The 13,785-nt window shown below is 72.7% G+C and carries 10 protein-coding genes; 3 read left to right on the top strand and 7 right to left on the bottom strand.

The window, feature by feature from the left end:
* Positions 1-58: 58 nt before the first annotated feature.
* Positions 59-862 carry a hypothetical protein gene (locus tag ABGB06_RS15820; protein ID WP_347589629.1) on the bottom strand — a complete coding sequence of 268 codons (804 nt, stop codon included), beginning with the start codon at positions 860-862 and terminating at the stop codon, positions 59-61.
* A gap of 288 nt (positions 863-1,150) precedes the next feature.
* Here ABGB06_RS15820 and ABGB06_RS15825 point away from each other — a divergent pair, with 288 nt between their 5' ends.
* Positions 1,151-3,682 carry a beta-L-arabinofuranosidase domain-containing protein gene (locus tag ABGB06_RS15825; protein WP_347589631.1) on the top strand — a complete coding sequence of 844 codons (2,532 nt, stop codon included), beginning with the start codon at positions 1,151-1,153 and terminating at the stop codon, positions 3,680-3,682.
* A 151-nt stretch (positions 3,683-3,833) separates the two neighbouring features.
* Here the strand turns inward: ABGB06_RS15825 and ABGB06_RS15830 are convergent, their stop codons facing one another.
* Positions 3,834-5,576: a long-chain fatty acid--CoA ligase gene (locus ABGB06_RS15830; protein ID WP_347589633.1), complete on the bottom strand. Its 1,743-nt coding sequence runs from the start codon at positions 5,574-5,576 to the stop codon at positions 3,834-3,836.
* A gap of 97 nt (positions 5,577-5,673) precedes the next feature.
* Here ABGB06_RS15830 and ABGB06_RS15835 point away from each other — a divergent pair, with 97 nt between their 5' ends.
* The gene (locus tag ABGB06_RS15835; RefSeq protein WP_347589635.1) at positions 5,674-6,162 is read left to right on the top strand and encodes a GNAT family N-acetyltransferase; all 489 of its coding nucleotides are present in this window, start codon (positions 5,674-5,676) and stop codon (positions 6,160-6,162) included.
* A gap of 25 nt (positions 6,163-6,187) precedes the next feature.
* On the opposite strand, the gene ABGB06_RS15840 is transcribed toward ABGB06_RS15835, so the two are convergent.
* The 4 genes from ABGB06_RS15840 to ABGB06_RS15855 all read right to left on the bottom strand — a co-directional run bounded on the left by ABGB06_RS15840 (position 6,188) and on the right by ABGB06_RS15855 (position 11,787).
* Complete coding sequence (locus ABGB06_RS15840) at positions 6,188-7,969, bottom strand: ABC transporter ATP-binding protein (RefSeq protein WP_347589637.1); 1,782 nt, start codon at positions 7,967-7,969, stop codon at positions 6,188-6,190.
* Entirely contained in the window at positions 7,966-9,927 is a 1,962-nt protein-coding gene (locus ABGB06_RS15845) for an ATP-binding cassette domain-containing protein (protein WP_347589639.1), read from the bottom strand. Before ABGB06_RS15845 ends, ABGB06_RS15840 begins: the two co-directional genes overlap by 4 nt.
* Before the next feature lie 191 nt (positions 9,928-10,118).
* The gene (locus ABGB06_RS15850; protein WP_347589641.1) at positions 10,119-11,213 is read right to left on the bottom strand and encodes a CU044_5270 family protein; all 1,095 of its coding nucleotides are present in this window, start codon (positions 11,211-11,213) and stop codon (positions 10,119-10,121) included.
* Positions 11,206-11,787: an RNA polymerase sigma factor gene (locus ABGB06_RS15855; protein ID WP_347589844.1), complete on the bottom strand. Its 582-nt coding sequence runs from the start codon at positions 11,785-11,787 to the stop codon at positions 11,206-11,208. Before ABGB06_RS15855 ends, ABGB06_RS15850 begins: the two co-directional genes overlap by 8 nt.
* 294 nt (positions 11,788-12,081) lie before the next feature.
* On the opposite strand from ABGB06_RS15855, the gene ABGB06_RS15860 reads away from it, so the two are divergent.
* Complete coding sequence (locus ABGB06_RS15860) at positions 12,082-12,597, top strand: hypothetical protein (protein ID WP_347589643.1); 516 nt, start codon at positions 12,082-12,084, stop codon at positions 12,595-12,597.
* Positions 12,598-12,670: 73 nt separating this feature from the next.
* On the opposite strand, the gene ABGB06_RS15865 is transcribed toward ABGB06_RS15860, so the two are convergent.
* A complete protein-coding gene (locus tag ABGB06_RS15865; protein WP_347589645.1) occupies positions 12,671-13,747 on the bottom strand; it encodes a helix-turn-helix domain-containing protein in 1,077 nt (358 codons plus the stop codon).
* Positions 13,748-13,785 lie beyond the last annotated feature (38 nt).

Here is a 13,785-nt window from a genome sequence, read left to right on the forward strand (position 1 = left end):
GCGACGTTTCGCGACCGCGTACGAGGCTGACGCGGGCGGCGACGGGAGCGCCGGCGCGTCAGGCACAGCCGACGCGCTCGGTGGCCAACGTGACGTCGTCGAACCGCACGTCGTAGGCGGACGGGGTCGGACCGCCCTGGTACAGCTGCCAGCCGATCCGGACCGTGTCGAACTCCGGGAAGACGAAGTCCACGGGACTGCCGCCGTGTTCGGTGGTGCTGACGGTCAGGTCGGGGTTGAGCTCGCCGTCGATCCATACCGAGACCCGGTTGTCCGCGGCGTCCTGCTCCCACTCCAGGCAGGTCCACCGGCCGGCCTCCGCGGGCGCGGACTCCCGCCAGTTGGTCCAGTCGCCGGTGGGGCCGCCGTCGGACCCGACGCCCCACAGCGGCTCGCCGACCGTCGGCACGTACTGGCCGCCGATCGGCCGGACCAGGGTGCCGTCGCCCTGCCCGCTCGCCTCCACCAGCGTGAAGTGCGCCCAGTCGGGGGCCGTCGGGAAGGCGTCGACCCGCACCCACATCCGGCCGAAGAAGCTGTTGTCCGGCGCCGCGAAGTCCTCGACCTCCAGGAACGCGTAACCGTTGCCGTCGGTGTGCGCGTTCAGCACCTGCCCGGCCCGCCCCGACTCGACCGTCATGCGGCCCTGCTGGGCCTCCACGCCCCAGTCGGGGCTGGTCGCCTCGCCCGGCGGCAGACCCTCGAAGTCCTCGCAGAACAGCACCGCGTCGTCCGGCTCGCAGCCGGCGCGCGGGGGAGGCGGACACGCGGCCGCCGGGACGAGCATGGACGCGGTCACGGCCAGGGACAGCAGGCCGAGCCCGGTCACTCGCCGCGTCCGCTGAGGGGTCAAGAGCCTCATGGCTTCTCCGTCTGAATGGGCGAACGGCTGGGCACGTGGGGGGCTTGGGAGCGCTCCCATGCTCGGAGACACCCTAGGCCCCCGATGCTCCGCGCACCAGTCCCCCACCCACTTCCAACCCCCGGGTCCGAGGTTGCCGCCGATCGAAAAGTTTCGAGTCGTCACGGGGGTGGTCGCGGACCGGAGTGCGGCCTACCGTCCGTGGCGAACGGAATACGGAACCGTGTTCGGCATGGCGGACACCCTCGCCTCCGACACGAACTGGGCACGAACCGGGAGGAGTCCAGGATGGTCGAGCTGAACAGGCGTCACCTGCTGGGTGCCGCGGCCGCCGGAACGGCGGTCGCGCTGGCCGGCGGCGGAACGGCGGTCGCGGGGCCCAGACCCGGCGGGCCGACGGGGCGGGCGGCGGCGGCCGCGGCGCCGCGTGCCACCCAGCCGTTCACCGCCGACGCCGTCACGCTGCTGCCGAGCGCCTTCCGGGACAACATGGGGCGCAACACGGCGTACCTCCGGTTCGTCGACATCGACCGGCTGCTGCACACCTTCCGGCTCAACGTCGGCCTGCCGAGCTCCGCGCAGCCGTGCGGCGGCTGGGAGGGTCCGGACGTGGAGCTGCGCGGCCACAGCACCGGGCATCTGCTGTCCGGACTGGCGCTCACCCACGCCGCGACCGGGGACCAGGAGCTGCTGACCAAGAGCCGCGAGCTGGTGGCGGCACTCGCCGAATGCCAGGCCGCCTCCCCCGGCGCCGGGTACGGGGACGGCTACCTGTCGGCGTTCCCCGAATCGTTCTTCGACCGGCTGGAGTCCGGCTCGGGCGTGTGGGCGCCGTACTACACGATCCACAAGATCCTGGCGGGCCTGATCGACCAGTACGTCCTCACCGGGAACGAGCAGGCGCTGGACCTCGCGCTGGCCAAGGGCGGCTGGGTGGACGGCCGGACCGCGGCGCTGAGCCGGCAGCAGATGCAGGCGGCGCTGGCGACCGAGTTCGGCGGGATGATGGAGTCGCTCGCCGACCTCTACACGATCACCGGCGACGACCGGTGGCTGGACGTGGCGGAGCGGTTCTCCCACGACGCCGTCTTCAACCCGCTGGCGGACGGCCAGGACCGGCTCGCCGGCCTGCACGCCAACACCCAGATCCCGAAGATGGTGGGGGCGATGCGGGTCTGGGAGGAGGGCCGGGCGGAGCGCTACCGGACGATCGGCGAGAACTTCTGGCAGATCGTCACCGACCACCACACGTACGTCATCGGCGGCAACAGCAACGGCGAGGGGTTCCACGACCCGGACGAGATCGCCGGCCAGCTCTCCGGCAGCTCCTGCGAGAACTGCAACAGCTACAACATGCTGAAGCTGACCCGGCTGATGCACTTCCACGCGCCCGAGCGGGTGGACCTCCTGGACTACTACGAGCGCACGCTGTTCAACCAGATGCTCGGCGAGCAGGACCCGGACTCCGCGCACGGCTTCTGCATCTACTACACCGGTCTGCAGCCCGGCGCGTACAAGCGGCAGCCGAGCTTCATGGGCGGCGAGGACCAGTACTCCACGGACTACGGCAACTTCTCCTGCGACCACGGCACCGGCATGGAGACGCACGCCAAGTTCAACGACACCATCTACTCGCACAGCGCCGACACCCTCACCGTCAACCTCTTCGTCCCCTCCGAGGTGACCTGGTCGGAGCTGGGCATCGGCTGGCGGCAGACCACCGGCTTCCCGGACGGGCAGAGCGTCACGCTCACCGTCGTGTCGGGCGGCGCGTCGCACACGCTGCGGGTGCGGATCCCGTCCTGGGCCGAGGGCGCGGAGGTGTCCGTGGCCGGCGAACCCGCGGTGGGCGCCGAGCCCGGCACCTGGTTCAGCGCCGAGCGGGAGTGGGCCACGGGCGACACCGTCGAGGTGACGCTGCCGATGCGCCTGGTGACGGAGCCGACGCCGGACGATCCCGACGTGCAGGCGGTCCTCTTCGGCCCCACGGTGCTGGCGGGCGCGTACGGGGACCAGCAGCTGGGGTCCATGCCGCGGCTCGACTTCGCGTCGGTCACCCGGGAGCCGGGCGACCAGCTGCTCTTCACCGGCCTGGCCGACGACGAGGAGATCGAGCTGCTGCCCATCGCCCGGGTGCACCACCAGCGGTACAACACCTACTGGCTCACCGGAACGCCGGTGGGTCCGCCGCCCGAGTTCGCCGCCTGGCACACCTTCGACGAGGGCTCCGGCACCACCGTGCTGGACGCCACCGGCAACGGCGCCGCGGCGGCCCTCGTCGGCGGCGTCTCGCGGGTCGCCGGCCGATCCGGCGGCGCGGTCTCGCTGAACGGCACCGACGGGCACGTGCGGCTCGCGGACGACGTGCTGGCCGGCGCGCAGGCGTGGTCGTTCGCGGCGTGGGTGCGGCTGGACGGCACGCCCGCCACCTGGTCGCGGATCGTCGACATCGGGTCCGGCGCCACCGCGAACCTGTTCCTGACGCCGCGCGCCGACTCGGGGCGCCTGCGCTTCGCGATCACCTCCGCCGGCGGCGGCGCCGAGCAGCGCATCGAGGCCGATCCGCTGCCGACGAACGCGTGGACGCACGTGGCCCTCAGCGCCGGCCAGGGCGCGGTGACGCTGTACGTGAACGGCGCGCAGGTGGGCCGGAACGGCAACGTCACCGTGGTGCCGGCCCACTTCGCCAACCACCTGCGGTCCTGCTATCTGGGCAGGTCGCAGTACCCCGACCCGTACCTGCGGGGCGCGCTGGACGACGTGCGGATCTACGGCAGGACGCTGACCTCGGCGGAGGTCGCGGACCTGGCCGAGGGCTGAGCGCGCGGGCCGGCGGCGGGCGGAGTCGAGCCACCCGCCGCCGGCCCGACGCCCTCGACTCGTTCGGCTCGTCGCCGCCGCGACGGGGGTTCGTGCGCGTCTGGTCCCGGTGGATGGGACGTGGCGCGCACGATGCGCTGCCCGCGGCCGGTCACGCACCCGGTGCGGGAGCGTCCGCCTCCTGGGCGTCGCCGGTCCGGCCGAGCTGGGTGACGTCCAGCTCGCCCCGGGCGTAGCGGGCGCGCAGCGCCTTCTTGTCGAACTTGCCCACGCTGGTCTTGGGCACCGCGTCGATCCGGGTCCAGCGTTCGGGGAGCTGCCAGCGCGGGATCCGCTCGGCGAGAAAGGCGCGCAGCTCCGCGAAGTCGACCGGAGCCGTCACGGCCTCCCCGTCCGGCCCGGCCGTCGCGGGCAGCCCGTCCGGCCCGGCCGGCACCACGGCGGCCAGCGGGCGTTCGCCCCAGGTGTCGTCCGGCACGGCGACGACGGCCGCCTCGGCCACGCCGGGATGGGCCATCAGGTGGTTCTCCAGCGCCACCGAGGAGATCCACTCGCCGCCGGACTTGATGACGTCCTTGGCCCGGTCGGTGAGCGTCAGATAGCCCTCGGGCGAGAGCGTGCCCACGTCCCCGGTGCGCAGCCAGCCGTCGGGGCTGAACCGGTCGGCCGGGTGCAGCGGTTCGCCGTCCGCGCCGCCGTGGTAGGCGGCGGCGATCCACGGTCCGCGCACCTCCAGCTCGCCCGCGGACTCCCCGTCCCATGGCAAAAACTCCCCGTCGGGCCCCGCGAGTCGGGCCTCGACGCCGCAGGGCAGCCGGCCCTGGGAGATCCGGTAGGGCCACTCCTCCTCGGGCGTGAGCCCGGGCGGCGGCTTGGAGGTGGTGCCCATCGGCGAGGTCTCGGTCATGCCCCAGGCGTGGTGCACCCGCACGCCGTGGCGCTCCTCGAAGGCCCGCATCAGCGCCTCGGGGCAGGCGGAGCCGCCGATGGTGACGCGGGTGAGCGAGGAGACGTCCCGCGGCCGGGTGGCGAGTTCGGCCAGGAGTGCCTGCCAGATCGTGGGCACGGCCGCGGCGTGGGTCGGGCGCACCGTCTCGATCATCTCGGCGAGCGGGCCGGCCTGGAGGTGCCGGTCGGGCAGCAGCAGGTTCGCGCCGGACATGAACGCGGCGTGCGGCAGGCCCCACGCGTTGACGTGGAACATCGGGACCACGGGCAGGCTGGTGTCGGCGCTGGTGAGCGCCATCGACTCGGCCATGTTGACCTGCATGCAGTGCAGGTAGACGGAGCGGTGGGAGTACACCGTGCCCATCGGCGCGCCCGTGGTGCCGGAGGTGTAGCACAGCGCGGCGGCGGTGCGCTCGTCGAGCGCCGGCCAGTCGTAGGCCTCGGGGCGGCCGGCGAGCAACTCCTCGTAGTCGTGCACCGCCGGTCGGGCGCCGCGCAGCAGGGAGCGGTCGCCGGGGCCCACGACGACGAGGTGCGCGACGTCGTCCAGCGCGGGGAGCACGGGCGGCAGCAGCGGCAGCAGCGAGCCGTTGACGAGGATCACCCGGTCCGCGGCGTGCCGGACGATCCAGCCGAACTGGTCGGCCGGCAGCCGCAGGTTGAGCGTGTGCAGCACGGCGCCCATGGCGGGCACGCCGAAGTACGCCTCGACGTGCTCCGAGTTGTTCCACATGAGCGTGCCGATCCGGTCGCCCTCGCGGACCCCGAGCTCGTCCCGCAGCGCGTGGGCGAGCCGCGCGGCCCGGCCCCCGACCTCGGCGAACGTGCGCCGCCGCGGCTCGCCCTCCCCGGTCCAGGTGATCACCCGGGAGCGGCCGTGGATCGTCGTGCCGTGCGTGAGGACGCGGCTGATCAGCAGCGGGACGTCCTGCATCGTGCCGAGCACCGGGCCTCCTGTGTTCGTGGCTTCCGGAGATTCTGTCCGCGTACCCGCCGGTTGTCACCGCCTGGCGGCTCGGCGGTCGTTCCGACATCCTTTCCGGATGCTGATCAGGGAAGCCAACGTCCATGACTGGCCCGCCGTGTGGCCCTTCTTCCACGGGATCGTCGCCGCGGGTGAGACCTTCACCTATCCACCGGACCTCAGCAGGGAGCAGGGCCGTGACTGGTGGCTGCTGTCAGCTCCGGACCGTACGGTCGTCGCCGTCGACGACGCGGGAACGGTCCTCGGTACGGCGAAGATGAACGCCAACCAGAAGGGCAACGGCTCGCACATCGCGAGCGCCAGCTACATGGTCGACCCGGCGCACGCCCGGCGAGGTGTGGGGCGGGCGTTGTGTGAGTACACGCTGGAGTGGGCGCGCGCGGCCGGTTTCCGGGCGATGCAGTTCAACGCGGTCGTCGAGACGAACACGCATGCGGTGAGGCTGTACCGGTCCCTCGGCTTCGAGGTGCTGGGCACGCTGCCGGAAGGGTTCCGGCATCCGGTGCGGGGCTATGTCGGCCTGCACATCATGCACCGCCCGCTCTGAGCGCGGTCTGTGCCGGCGGGCGCTGTCACGAGTACTGCCTGGCCTGGATGCGGTAGAGGCGGGCGTAGGGGCCGTCGGCCGACAGCAGGTCCTCGTGGGTGCCCTGTTCGGCGATCCTGCCGTCCTGCAGGACCACGATGAGGTCGGCCATCCGGACGGTGGAGAAGCGGTGCGACACGACGAGCGTGATCGTGCCGTACTGCGCCGTGGTGGCGCGGGCCTGGTCCACGAAGCGTTCGTACAGGTCGTGTTCGGCCTGCGGGTCCAGGGCCGCCGTGGGCTCGTCGAGGACCAGCAGCAGCGGGTCCGTGCGCATGTGGCCGCGGGCCAGGGCGAGCTTCTGCCACTGTCCCTGGGAGAGCTGCGCGCCGTCGAAGACGCGTCCGAGCTGCGTCTCGAGGCCGTCGGGCAGGGAGTCGATCACCGTTCCGGCGCCGGTGGCCGCGACCGCGGCCCGCACGGCGTCGGGGTCCGCGGCCCGAGGCAGGTTCCCGACGCCCACCGTCTCCCGGGCGCGGAGCTCGAAGGCGACGAAGTCCTGGAAGGTGCCGGTGACTCGGGAGCGCCACGCGGCGGGCGAGAGCTCGGGCAACGGCACCCCGTCGACCGTGATGCCGCCCTCGTTCGGCCGGTAGAGCCCGGTGAGCAGCTTGACCAGGGTTGTCTTCCCGGCGCCGTTGATGCCGACGAGGGCCACGGTGCGACCCGCGGGCAGGTGCAGGTCGATCCCGTCCAGCACGTCGCGGTCCGACCCGGGGTAGCGGAACCGGACGCCGGAGAGGGTGATGCCCCGCGCGAGCCGGTCGGGCGGCGTTCCGGTGGCGCCCGAGGACTCGGCCGCCGCGTAGGTCCTGAGCCAGTGGTAGTGGCCGCTGACGTGCCCCGCCCGGCCCAGCTGCAGGATGCCGTGGATGGCCTCGGCCAGCTGGCGGCGCAGCTGGGTGGACAGCGAGATGACGAGCACGATGTCGCCCACGCTGGCCCGCCCGTCGATCACCAACTGCGCGACGACGCCGAGTCCGGTGAGGAATCCGGCCACGTAGCAGAGCCATCCGGCGAGCTGCCAGACGGCGGCGCGCACCATGGCACGCCCACGGATGCGCAGCGCCCGGTCCAGCAGTTCGTCGGCGCGGTCGCTCAGGGTGGGCCCGCTGCCGGAGATCCGCAGCTCCTTGGCCGGTTCGGGGGTGGTGCACATCTCGTGCAGCCGGCGTTCGACGCGCTCCAGTTCGGCAGTCTGGTCGGCGGCGCGCTGTTCGACGCGTCGGGCTCGGTTGCCGCAGAACAGCGGTACGGCGGCGAGCGCGACCGGGACCGTGAGCAGCGGGTGCACCGCGGCCAGGAGCCACACGGTCAGTCCCAGGCTCACCAGCGAGGCGGCGGTGTGGGCGGTGGCCCAGCAGGACGTGGCCAGTTCGCGGGTGCTCTTCCGCAACAACGTCAGCCGATCGAGATACTCGGGCCGTTCGAGATGTTCGATGGTGGGGATGCGCGCGGAGAGGGCGAGAATCTCCTGGTGCACCCGGAGGTCGACGTGCTGGCTCACGTCGGTGCGCCAGTTCCGCTCCAGCAGGCCGCCGGCCTGGTCCACGGCGTGCAGGGTCATCCCCAGCGCGGCCGCGCCCAGCACACCGGCGACGAGGCCGAGTCCCGCCGAGTCGATCAGCCACCGCTGGTTCACCGCGGTCAGCGCCGCGGACCCGGCCTGCACGGCGATCAGCACCATCATGAGGACGGAACGCCGGGCGTCGGCCCGCAGCGAGAGGCGCAGCATGTGGCCGAGCACGCGCAGCTGCCGTACCGTCACGAGTTGGCCTCCATGTCTTCCACGAGGGCTGTCTCCGCGGGTGTCGTCTCCCGGTCCCGTCGCCGCTCGCGGAACCGTGCCGCCTGCAGCCGGAAGAGCCGCGCGTACTCGCCGCCCTGGGCGAGGAGTTGGTCGTGGCTGCCGGACTCGGTGAGGCGTCCGCCGTCGAGCAGGACGATCCGGTCGGCGCGCCGGATGGTGGAGAGGCGGTGCGAGATCAGCACGACGGTCGCGCCGCTCGCCGCGTCGTTCACCGCGTCGACGACCCGGTCGAAGAACTCGGCCTCGGCCTGGACGTCCAGATGGGCGGTGGGCTCGTCGAGGACGATGACGTTCCGGCCGTGGCGCACGGCGTAGCGGACGCGGGCCAGGGCGACGCGCTGCCACTGCCCGCCGGAGAGATCGACGCCGCCGGTGAGACTGCTGACGAGCGGCGTGCGGATCCCGTCGGGGAGCTCACCCACCAGGTCGTCGGCGTCGGAGTCGCGCAGTGCCCGGCGGACCGCCGCCTCGTCGACGGGCTCGTCGCCCGCGCCCAGCGCCACGTTGTGCGCGGCGGAGAGCGGGTACCTGACGAAGTCCTGGAAGAGGACGGCGAGTCGGCGGCGCCACACGGCGAGGTCCGCGTCGGCGAGGTCGGCGCCGTCCACGGTGACCCGCCCGGCGGTCGGCGCGTGGAGACCGGCGAGCAGCTTCATCATCGTGCTCTTGCCCGCGCCGTTCACGCCGATGAGCGCCAGCACCTCGCCGGGGCGGATCGTGAGGTCGAGCCCGTCGAGCACGGGAACCTCGGCGCCGGGGTAGCGGAAGCTCGTCCGTTCGAAGCGGATCACGGGAGGCGCCTCTCCGGAGAGGCGTCGGGTGGCCCGCCGGACCGTGCCGCGCTGGCCGGCCTCCAGCCGGTCGAGGGCGCGCACCGCGAGCATTCCGTTCTCGATGGCGAAGACGTCGTATCCGAGCCAGGCGATGCGGAAGACGCCGAAGGCGGCTGTCGTGTACGTGGTCAGCTGCCCGAGGCCGATGCGTCCGTCGGCGGCGGCGAGCCCTGGCAGGGCCAGCGCGGCCCCCGCCCCGCCCAGGGCCAGCAGCGCGACCCATCCCCAGTGGGTGTACATGACGCCGCGGAACTTCCAGAAGCCCTGGAGCCGGGTGCGCTCGCTCGCGGTGCGTCGCGCGGTGATCCAGTCGCCGAGCCCGAAGAGCCGCACCTCCTTGGCCGTGGGCTCGCTGGCGGCCAGGTCGGACCAGTAGCCCACCTGGCGCTTGAGGCCGGTGAAGTGACGGTCCTGGTAGTCGGCCATCGCCAGCCACTGGGAGCGGAGGATGGCGCGCCGGAGCAGCGCGGTGAGCAGCAGCAGGACGGCCAGCGGCACCGAGAACCGGGCCACCACGGCCGCGGCCAGCACGGCGCCGAGCACCCGGAAGGACAGGGCCACCTGCGAGGTCGCCGCGAGTCCCGGTGAGCGTTCCTCACCGAACGCCCCGCGGCCCGTGACCCGCTCGACGTCGTCCTGGAACGCCGGATCCTCCAGATGCCCGATGCCGGGCGGCGACGCGGCGAGTTGGCGGACGCGCCGACGGATGCGCCGGTCGATCTGGGCCCGGGTGAGCTGGTTCGCGGTCTGCGCCAGGATGGTGCCCAGGTACTCGCCGACGAGCAACACCGCGAACGCCGCGATGGGCGGGAGGAGTGCGGAGACGGACTCCGGTGACTGAGCGAGTTCCCCGACGAACCAGCCGAGGACCAGCGCCTGTCCCGCCGGCGCCACGGCCAGCAGCGCGTGCCCGGTGAGGAGCAGCCCTGGCAGCCGCCAGCCGACGCCGGTCAGGAACCGGAGCAGGCGGATCCGTTCGCCCAGGATCTCCCCGAGCCGCCGCGGCGGCAGCCCGCATCCGGCCAGCCAGCGGATCGCCGCCTGTAAGGCGAAGAACGCCCTGGTGCCCACCCGTGCGATCACGCCATCCCCCTCTCGCCAGAGGGCTGACGCCCGCGCCGCCAGAGTATCCACGCGCGGTGGCGAACGCTCCGGATTTTTCGCTGGCGCCTCCGCTGGCGCCACCCCGGCCGCCAGCGGAGGCCCGGTCGAGCCCCGGCCCCGTGATCGCGGGGCCGGGGCTCGACCGGGCGCGTGCCGGGGAGCTCCCGCCGTCAGCGCATCGGTCGGGGCTCGTCCGTGACGACCGTCCGGAGCACCGCCGTGCTGTCGATGACGTCCCCCTTCTTCCAGTGCTCGTCCGAGGACTCACCCACGAAGTCGACCTCGACCTCGCCGTCCACGACGCGGTCCTCGGGTCCCTCCAGGACGAAGTCCCTGGCGGCGACGGTCCGACTGCCCAGGTAGTCGTACGACCCGGGGTCGAGCAGCAGTTCCTGCCGGACCTCGCCGGTGGCGTGGTAGCCGGGGAAGGTGACGGCGATGGCGCTCCGCCCCGCGAGGTCCTCGACGAGGTGGTCGGTCACCTCCACGCCGGGGATCGTCGCCAGCGCGCGGTACAGCGCGGCCTGGACCTCCGGGGGGAACAGGTACGCCCTCTCCAGGAGGATCCGTATCTCGGCGAAGTCGCGCCGCGCCTGCGGCTCCTCCTCCGGGAGGCCGAGGACGCTGTTCTCACGGAGCGTCCTGAGCAGGTCCTCGGAGTCGTCGGTCGGCAGCGAGGACATCAGCTCGTAGAAGCTCTGCGGGGACCGCTCGTCGGAGTCCCGATCCATGTCGTACGTTCCGAAGGTCGGGTCGTCGTCCCACTGGTCCCAGCCGGCGCCCTTCTCCCCGTCGAAGCGGATCCACTCCTCCTGCTCGAAGGTGTAGTCGGGCTGCTCGCACGGATCGATCCGGCCGGACACGGAGGGGTAGGAGAGCGACGAGCCGTCGTCCGGCCAGTGCGCGCACTGGCCCACCCTGGTCAGGATCCTCTGGTAGATCCACTGGTGCGGCCGCGGTTCGGTGACGTGGGTCTCCTCGATCGTGTCCGCGGCCATCGCCAGCAGGGCGGCGGCGTCGTCCAGTGGCGGTCGCTGCGGCTCCGGCCCGTTGGACGCCCCGAGTTGGGTCGCGACGAGGGTCGTCGCCACGACGGCGGCCGTCGCGGCGGCCGCGCTGAGCCGCCAGCCGAGCGTCAGCCGGGGGCGGCGGACCCGCCGTCCCGCGGCCGCGTTGAGCAGCAGGTGCCTGCCCGGGTCCAGACGCGTCCGGTCGGGCTCGGGGGCGTCGTCACGGAACGAGCGCACCGTTTCCATCTCATCCATGACTGATCGCCTCCTGGGCGCCGGGGTTGGTGCGGAGTTCCGTTACGAGGGTGGGGTCGACGCCGCCCAGGGCCGCGCGGACGACGCGGCGCGCGCGGTTGAGCCGGGAGCGGACGGTGCCGACGGGGATGTCGAGCGCGTCGGCGACCTCCTGGTAGGTCAGGTCCGCCCAGGCGACGAGCAGCAGCACGTGCCGGTCCCGCGCCGAGAGCGAGGCGAGCGCCCTGGCCAGGGGCCGGTGGGCGGCCTGGGCCGCGACGCGCTCGTCCGCGGAGTCGGTCCAGGACTCGGCGACGGGGTCGGTTCCGGTCCGCGCCAGGGCGCGCAGCGCCCGAACCTCGGAGCGGCGGTGCCGGCCTATGAGGTTGGCGGCGATTCCGTACAGCCACGGCCGGGCGTTGGGCCGGGACGTGTCGTACCGGTCGCGGGTGCGGAAGGCGATCAGGAAGGTCTCCGCCGTGATGTCGTCCACGACGCTCTGGCCGAGCCGACGCGCGACGTAGCGGTGGATGTCCGCCGCGTACCGGTCGTAGAGCTGGGCGAAGGCCTCGGGTCGGGCACGCGACGCGTCGATGACGGCGTTGTCGTCGACGGGTGGGTCGGCGTCGGTGGGTGGGTCGGTCACACATTCCTCGTCTCGCCGGCGGCGACGTCCTTTGTCAGCCGTGTCGCTCACTGTTGCCCGATGGGCCCGAGGGGGTTCACGCCCGCCGCGGCATTGCGCGGAGTCACCATTCTCCGACGGCTCGGTGGGGGAATGTCACCGGATTTCACGAAGACGTCGCGGGGCGCCGGAGTGGATGCTGAGCACGCAACGTCTCTTCGTTCGCCGAATGGAACCACGGAAGAGGAAGAAAAGAGGAAGACAATGGCCCGATTCAGACGCAACCGGATGGCCGCCATGGCGGTCGGGGTCCTCACTCTGACCGGAACGGCATTGGCCACGACGACCACCCCCGCGGCGGCCGACACCATCACGAACACCTGCGTCAATCCGAAGAACGGCGTGCCGCTCACCGTGACGGTCTCCACCACGGGCAACTGGGACGACACGCTCTGGGCGCCGGACGGAAGCACGATCAACACCTACGGGGGGACCGACTGGGTGTTCAGCGAGAACGCCGACTCGGTGCTCGTCATCTGTCTCGGCTCGGGCAGCGACGGCTTCGGGAACAGCGACCCGTCGCAGATCTCGCCGGGCACCTACTACGGGGTGAGCGGCGGCCCCGGCAACGACACCATCACCGGCGGAACCGGGGACGACATCCTGCTCGGCGAGGACGGCAACGACACCCTGGTGGGCGGCCCCGGCTACGACAAGGTGGACGGCGGCGACGGCATCGACCGGTGTGACGCGGAGATCGAGCTGAACTGCGAGCTCTGAGCGCGGCACACGGGGGGTTCGGTCGGCCGCCCCGCTCGTTCCCGAGGGGGTGGCCGACACGACCGTGCCGGCATCACGACGCCGGCGCCTCGGCCCAGCGGCCGGCGAGCAGGCGGGCGACGACGGTGCTGAGAGTGCGCACGCCCCGGGTGGAACCCGGGTCCATGCCGGCGAGTTCGCGGACCCGGTGCAGCCGGTAGTCGAGCGTCCGCGGGTGGATGTGCAGGGCGCCGGCGGTGTGCAGCCGGTTCATGTCGTGCCGGTAGAAGGCGTCGAGGGTCGCGACCAGGTCGGGTCCGGACGCCAGGCGGGTCGCGAGGTCACGCAACCACTCGTCGATCTGGGGCAGTTCCGTCACGCCGAGTTCGACGAAGACGTCGCGCAGGGTGTGCAGGCGGTGGGGGCTGGCCTCGGCCGGCACCACGCGGCTGATCCTGCGGGCCAGCGCGTGGGCGCCGGCGAGGGAGCCGACCCGGCCGACGGCGGCGCCGACCGAGCACGGCCGCCCCACGATCTCCACGAGGTCCCGCACCAGGTCGAGGGCGCGCCGCTCCGCCGCCTGGGGGCCGGCGTCCTGGCCCTGTTCGGGGACGGGCAGCAGGGCGACGAACTCGTCGGTCCGACACCAGGTCATCGGCACCTGGTGGCGGGTCAGCAGGTCCTCCGCGATGCCGGCGGACCGGGCGTCGCCCTCGGGCAGGGGCTCGCCTGTCATCCGGACCACCAGCACCTGGTAGTGCTCGACCTCGGCCATCCGCAGGCTGTCGGCCAGGTCGGCGGCCACCGAGTCGTCGGCCAGCAGGGCGCGGGCGAGGCCCTGCACGCGCCGGACGACCGGGAGCGCGCGTTTCTGCCCCCGCAGGAATCCCCGCGTGTAGGCGCGCTGCGCGTCGAGCCCGTTGGTCGGCAGCCAGCCGAGGACGCGCATCACGGCGTCCACGTCGTTCGGTCCGGCCGCCTCCTCCACCTCGCGGAGGGTGAGCACGGAATGCAGTCCGAGAATGCGCCTTTGCGAGGTCAGTGACATTCCGTTGGCGCCGCGTTCCTCGCCGACCGCGCTGAGCATCGCCAGGTCCCTTTCCGTGAAGGAACCACCGCCGACGCAGAGTTCCACCTCGCGGCTTCGTAAGAAGCGCGCGAATTCGAGCATCGCTTCCCTGACCCGGCTACTTCGTGCCGCCTCACGGT

The sequence above is a fragment of the Streptomyces sp. B6B3 genome, from assembly GCF_039871525.1.
GTDB lineage: Bacteria > Actinomycetota > Actinomycetes > Streptomycetales > Streptomycetaceae > Streptomyces.